Source organism: Catenulispora pinisilvae (assembly GCF_015356865.1).
GTDB classification, from domain to species: Bacteria; Actinomycetota; Actinomycetes; order Streptomycetales; family Catenulisporaceae; genus Catenulispora; species Catenulispora pinisilvae.
The window spans coordinates 1-6,385 of record NZ_JAAFZA010000387.1 but is presented as its reverse complement, the minus strand read 5'-3'; the positions used below and the strand labels follow the sequence as shown (position 1 = coordinate 6,385).

5 protein-coding genes are annotated in these 6,385 nt (G+C 70.1%); all 5 read left to right on the top strand.

The features are described 5' to 3' along the window. Nucleotides 1–402 precede the first annotated feature (402 nt). The 5 genes from IZR01_RS47345 to IZR01_RS47325 are packed head-to-tail and all read left to right on the top strand — an operon-like array spanning nt 403 to nt 6,138. Complete coding sequence (locus tag IZR01_RS47345) at nt 403–1,929, top strand: sugar ABC transporter ATP-binding protein (RefSeq protein ID WP_194927679.1); 1,527 nt, start codon at nt 403–405, stop codon at nt 1,927–1,929. Continuing rightward, nucleotides 1,926–2,984, top strand: coding sequence for an ABC transporter permease (locus IZR01_RS47340; RefSeq protein WP_194927678.1), 1,059 nt, complete (start codon nt 1,926–1,928; stop codon nt 2,982–2,984). The genes IZR01_RS47345 and IZR01_RS47340 overlap by 4 nt, the downstream gene beginning before the upstream one ends. After that, nucleotides 2,977–4,002, top strand: a complete 1,026-nt coding sequence (locus IZR01_RS47335; RefSeq protein ID WP_194897814.1) for an ABC transporter permease — start codon at nt 2,977–2,979, stop codon at nt 4,000–4,002. The genes IZR01_RS47340 and IZR01_RS47335 overlap by 8 nt, the downstream gene beginning before the upstream one ends. Next, the gene (gene rhaS, locus IZR01_RS47330; RefSeq protein ID WP_194897813.1) at nt 3,999–5,084 is read left to right on the top strand and encodes a rhamnose ABC transporter substrate-binding protein; all 1,086 of its coding nucleotides are present in this window, start codon (nt 3,999–4,001) and stop codon (nt 5,082–5,084) included. Before IZR01_RS47335 ends, rhaS begins: the two co-directional genes overlap by 4 nt. A gap of 22 nt (nt 5,085–5,106) precedes the next feature. Next, nucleotides 5,107–6,138 (top strand): LacI family DNA-binding transcriptional regulator, encoded by a 1,032-nt coding sequence (locus IZR01_RS47325; RefSeq protein ID WP_194897812.1) that lies wholly within the window; start codon nt 5,107–5,109, stop codon nt 6,136–6,138. Nucleotides 6,139–6,385 lie beyond the last annotated feature (247 nt).

The following is a 6,385-nucleotide window of genomic DNA, read 5'->3' as shown; positions in this document are numbered from 1 at the left end:
AACCCCTCCCGCTCGTCGGCCAACCGGCCACCGGCGGGACGACCACGCTTTCGGCCCGCAGAGAACTGATCCATAGTCAACAACACCTTCAGGCTCAGGTGTTGCAACGACTCCTAGAATCCGCCCTTTCTAAAATCGATTCACATTCGATCATCGCAGGGCCCTGCAAGATCTTCCCGGCTATCTCAAGACCCTCATATTCATCGAGTCCGACAGAGATTCGCTGATCAGATGCATCTTTCGGCGCGCGCCCGGCGCCGAAATCCGTTCCCTGACCCCCGCGCGACGCGCCGCGACCCTTGACGCACCCCACCCCCGGAGCTAACCTCGCGGCAATTTCATTGAAACAATTCACTCGTCGCCTCCGCTGGTGCGGACCGGCCGACCTTGGAGTGGCGTCTCATGAATGAGCCCGGTCCGGACCTCGCTGTTCCGGTTCTCGCATTAGAGGGGGTGAGCAAGTCCTTCGGTGCTGTTCGTGCCCTGCGTTCGGTGTCGCTTTCGCTGTACGCCGGCGAGGCGCACGCCCTGGCCGGGGAGAACGGGGCCGGGAAGTCGACCTTGATCAAGGTGTTGGCCGGGGTGCACCGGCCGGATGAGGGCGCCGTCCTGTTGGACGGCTCGGTGGTGGAGTTCGGGGGGCCGGCCGCGGCCAGGGACGCCGGGGTGGCGGTCATCTATCAGGAGCCGACGCTGTTCCCCGATTTGAGCGTGGCGGAGAACATCTTCATGGGGCGCCAGCCCCGGCGGTCGTTCGGGCGGGTCGATCATCGGGCGGTGCGCCAGGCGGTGGCCGCTTTGTTCGGGCGGCTCGGGGTGGCGATGGATCCGGAGCGGCCGGCGCAGGGGTTGTCGATCGCCGACCAGCAGTTGGTGGAGATCGCCAAGGCGCTGTCGTTCGACGCCCGGGTGCTGATCATGGACGAGCCGACCGCGGCGCTGACCGGGAGCGAGGTGGCGCGGCTGTTCGCCGTGGTGCGGGCGTTGCGGGAGCAGGGCGCCGCGGTGCTGTTCATCTCGCACCGCCTCTCGGAGGTGTTCGAGCTCTGCCAGCGGGTCACCACCCTGCGGGACGGCGCGCTGGTCGCCGCCGAGCCGCTGGCCGGGCTGACCGAGGCCGATCTGGTGCGCCGGATGGTCGGGCGGACGCTGGACTCGCTCTACCCCAAGCAGGAGACCGAGGTCGGAGCGGTCGCGCTGGATGTCAGCAGGCTGACCCGCGAAGGGGTCTTCACCGACGTCTCCTTCCAGGTCCGCTCCGGGGAGATCGTGGGCCTGGCCGGGCTGGTCGGCGCCGGGCGCAGCGAGGTGGCCCGCGCCGTGTTCGGCATCGACCGCTTCGACGCCGGACAGGTCGCGGTCAGCGGGCGCCGGCTGCGGCCGGGCTCGCCGAGCCTGGCGATGGCCGCCGGGCTGGCGCTGGTCCCGGAGGACCGGCGGGCGCAAGGGCTGATCATGCAGATGAGTGTCGAGCGCAATATCGGCCTGGCTGATCTGAAGGCGGCCACCACCGCCGGGTTCGTGAGCCGGCGTACCGAGCGGGATCGGGCGGTGGACTGGGCGGCCAAACTCCAGGTGAAGTACGCGCGCCTGTCCGATCTGGTCGGCACCCTGTCCGGCGGCAACCAGCAGAAGGTGGTGCTGGCCAAGTGGCTGGCCACCGGGCCGCGGGTGCTGATCGTGGACGAGCCGACCCGGGGCATCGACGTCGGCACCAAGGCCGAGGTGCACCGGCTGCTCTCGCAGCTGGCGGCGGACGGTGTCGCGGTGCTGATGATCTCCTCGGATCTGCCGGAGATCCTGGGCATGGCCGATCGGGTGCTGGTGATGCGCGAGGGCCGGATCAGCGCGGAGATCAGCCGGGCGGACGCCACCGAACAGGCCGTGGTGGCCGCGGCGACCGGGGCCACCGCCGGGAGCGCCATATGACGGCCCCGACCACGGCTGCCGCCGAGCAGCAGCCGCCGCCGGCCGCCGGGTCGGCGCGCGGCCTGCTGGACCGGGTGCTGCGCATGCGCGAGCTGGCGATCCTGGTGGTGCTGGCCGTGATGCTGGTCGCCACCCAGATCGACAACACCTCGTTCCTGTCCGAGCAGGGCATCAAGGACCTGCTGCTGAACGCGACGATCCTGGTGCTGGTGGCGGTCGGCGAGGCGGTCGTGGTGATCACCGGCAACGTCGACCTGTCGGTCGGCTCCGTGCTGGGCGTCACGGCCTTCGCCGCGGGCGATCTCCTTAAGCACGGCGGGAACCCGGTCCTGTCTGTAGCTCTGGCCGTAGTGCTGGGCGCGGCCCTGGGGGCCTTCAACGGCGTGCTGGTCGGTATCGGTCAGGTGCCCTCGCTGGTGGTCACGCTCGGCACGCTCTACATCATCCGGGCCCTGGACTCGATCTGGGTGGGCTCCCGGGAGATCACCGCCGGCCTGCTGCCCGGCGGTTACAAGACCTTCGGCCACGACGGCGTGTCGGCGGTCCCGTATCTGGCGCTGTTGGCGGCCGTGGTGCTGATCGCGGTCGGCTACTTCCTGCGCAACTACCGCAGCGGCCGGGAGTGCTACGCCCTCGGCTCGCACGCCCAGGCCGCGGCCCTGGCCGGGGTGCCGGTGCGGCGGCGGGTGCTGGCGGCGTTCGTGCTGTGCGGCGCGCTCGCCGGGCTGGCCGGGGCGCTGTATCTGGCCCGGTTCAGCTACGCCGACGCCGGGACCGGCAGCGGTTACGAGCTCACGGTGGTCTCGGCCGTGGTGGTCGGCGGCGTGGGCTTCACCGGGGGTTCGGGCAGCGTCCACGGCGCGGCGCTGGGCGCGCTGCTGCTCACCTCCATCAACAGCGTCCTGCCCGCGATCGGCGTCAGCTCGGTGTGGGTCGAGGCGATCGACGGGATCCTGCTGCTCCTGGCCATCTCGGTGGACCGGGTGATGGCGCTGCGGATCGCCGGGCTGCTGCGCAGCCGGGCCCGACCGGCGAGGACCGGCACGAATGACTGACATCGCGGGAACCGCAGAGCAGAGCAGGGGCCTGCGCCGCCCACCGCTGAACGGCGCCCTGCGCTGGGACACCGTCGTCGGCGCGCTGCTGATCGTCCTGCTCCTCATCTCCTTCAGCACCGTCGGCGGCTTCGGCAACGCCTTGAACATCAGCTTCCTGATCGGCAACACCCTGCCGGTCGCGGCGATCGCGCTGCCGATGACGATGCTGGTGGCGGCCGGCGAGATCGACCTGTCGGTGGGTTCGACGGTCGGGCTGTCGGGGGCCGTGATGGGCGCGCTGTGGAACCACGGCATGAACATCAACGAGATCATCGTGATCTGCGCCGTCCTCGGGGTGGCCTGCGGCCTGGTCAACGCGCTGCTGGTGACCAAGCTCGGGCTGCCCTCGCTGGCGGTGACGATCGGCACGATGGCGCTGTACCGGGGCCTGGCGCAGGTCGTGCTCGGGTCGAACTCGGTCACCGACTTCCCGCAGAACTACCTGAACTTCGGCTCGGGCCGGCTGGGCGGCACGTTCCTGCCGACCGCCGCGCTGCCGTGGCTGGTCCTGGCCGCGGCGGCGGTCGTGGTGCTGCACGCCACCGGCTTCGGCCGCTCGGTGTTCGCCGCCGGCGCCTCGGCCGAGGCCGCGTGGTTCGCCGGGGTGCGCGTCAAGCGGGTCAAGCTGTCGCTGTTCGTGGCGACCGGGCTGGTCTCGTCGCTGACCGGCGTGTTCTGGGTGCTGCACTACGCCAGCGCCACCTACAACAACGCCACCGGGCTGGAGCTGTCGGTCGTGGCCGCGGTACTGCTCGGCGGCGTGGACTTCGACGGCGGGCGGGGCACGCTCGGCGGCGCGATCGCCGGGGTGTTCCTGCTCGGCACGCTACAGAACGTGATGAGCCTGGCCGACGTCTCGGCACAGTCCCAGACGGTGGTGACCGGCGTGCTGCTCACCGTCTCCGTACTCGGGCCGCGGGTGGCCCGGCAGGTATTCGCCGCCTCGATCCATCAGAGAACAAGGGGAAAGCTATGAGCAGAACATCCGGCACCCTGGCCGTTCTGGCCGCGGGCGGCCTGCTGACGCTGGGCTTGAGCGCGTGCGGCGGGGCCACCAAGAGTTCCACCGACAAGGCGGCGTCCAGCGCCCCGGCCGCGGTGCAGAGCGGGTCGGCGGACCCGAACGCCGCGACGAAGAAGGGGCTGACGGTCGCGTTCTTGCCCAAGCAGGTCAACAACCCGTACTTCAACATCTCCGACGCCGGGGGGAACACCGCGCTGAGCGCGCTCGGCGAGAGCTACAAGGAGGTCGGGACCACCAGTGCCACCGACACCGCCGGGCAGGTGTCGTACGTCAACACCCTGACGCAGCAGCACGTATCCGCGATAGCCGTCTCCGCGCAGGATCCCGGGGCGCTGTGTACGGCGCTGAAGCAGGCGATGAGCGCGGGGATCAAGGTGGTCACCTACGACTCGGACACCGACCCCGGCTGCCGACAGGCGTTCGTGTCCCAGGCCAGCGCCGAGGACCTGGGCCGCAGCCAGGTGGATCTGCTGGGCAAGGAACTGAACTACACCGGTCAGATCGCGGTGTTGTCGGCGGCCCAGACCGCGACCAATCAGAACTCGTGGATCGGCTACATGCAGGACGAACTGAAGAAGCCGCAGTTCGCGAATATGAAACTGGTCAAGATCGCATACGGCAACGACGATCCGCAGATGTCGTTCCAGCAGACGCAAGGGCTGTTGCAGCAATACCCGGATCTGAAGGGGATCATCTCCCCCACCACGGTCGGCATCAAGGCGGCCGCGCAGTACCTGGACGGCTCGCAGTACAAGGGCAAGGTGCTGCTGACCGGCTTGGGGACGCCGAACGACATGCGGTCCTACGTCCAGGACGGCACCGTGAAAGCGTTCGAGCTGTGGGACCCGGGAAAACTGGGCCAGCTGGCCGCCTACACCGCGGTCGCGCTGGCCTCCGGGCAGATCACCGGCGCTCAGGGGCAGACGTTCACCGCCGGGTCGATGGGCAGCTTCACGATCGGGGCGCAGGGGGTGGTCACGCTCGGCGCGCCGACCGTGTTCGACTCCTCGAACATCGGCCAGTACAACTTCTAGCTCATCCGCCGGGCCGGGCTCCATGATCGTCATCAAGGACGTGGCACGGCGGGCCGGCGTGTCCGTGGGCACCGTCTCCAACGTCATCAACAGCCCCGAGCGGGTCGGCGAGGACACCCGGCGGCGGGTCGAGGCGGCCATCGCCGAGTTGGGGTACGTGCGCAACGTGCACGCCCGGCAGCTGCGGGTCGGTCACAGCCGGATCCTGGGGCTGCTGGTGCTGGACATGGGGAACCCGTTCTTCGTGGACGTGGCCCGCGCCGCCGAGCGGGCCGCGCACCGGGCCGGGCTCGGGGTGATGGTGTGCACCAGCAACCAGAGCGCGAGCGAGGAGGAGGAATACCTCGCCCTGTTCGCCGAGCAGCGGGTGCGCGGCGTGCTGCTGACGCCGGCCGACGGCAGCGGCCGCACCGTCGAGGCCTTCGGCCGGCACGGGATCCCGTTCGTGCTCGTCGACCGGGTCGGCGCCGGCGGCGCGGGCTGCTCGGTGTCGGTCGACGACGTGGCCGGCGGCACGCTGGCGGTAGGGCACCTGACGGCGGCCGGGCACCGGCGGATCGCGTACGTGAGCGGCCCGCCCCACCTGCAACAGATCCGCGACCGGCGCGCCGGGGCGCTGGCGGCGCTGGCCGAGGCCGGAATCGGCGCCGAGGCGCTGATCGAGCTGCCGACCGAGACCCTGGACGTGGCGGCCGGACGCGACGCGGCCAGCCGGCTGCTGGGGCTCTCGCAGCGCCCGACCGCGGTGTTCTGCGCGAACGACCTGATCGCGTTGGGCGTGCTGCAAACGCTGTTCGCCGCCGGGGTCGGCGTGCCGCAGGACATGGCGATCGTCGGGTACGACGACATCGAGTTCGCCGCCGCGGCCGCGGTGCCGCTGACATCGGTGCGGCAGCCGGCGGCGGCGATGGGGCGGCTGGCGGCGGAGCTGTTGCTGGAGGAGTTGGCCGGCGAGAGCGGGGCGCACGAGCACCGGCAGGTGGTGTTGCAGCCGGAGTTGGTGGTGCGGCGGTCTTCGCTGGTGCGGCGCGGCGCCAACGGCGGTCCGTTGTGATCGGTGCCGTGCCGTATCAGGCAACGTTTACTCTGGTGATGATTTGGCGTAGATGTGGCGCGGATATGGCGCGGATATGGCGTAGGCGGAAGTCGTCGGCGTGGCGGTTTCGCCAGATGATGTAGTGGCGGGTCATGCTGCCCTGCCCTGCTCCCGGGGCTGGGGTTTGCGGGGCGGGCTGCGGTTAGTCTATGGATTTCAAAGCTTTTTACGGCCTTCGGTCATGGTTGTGCCGGTTCGGGGTTCG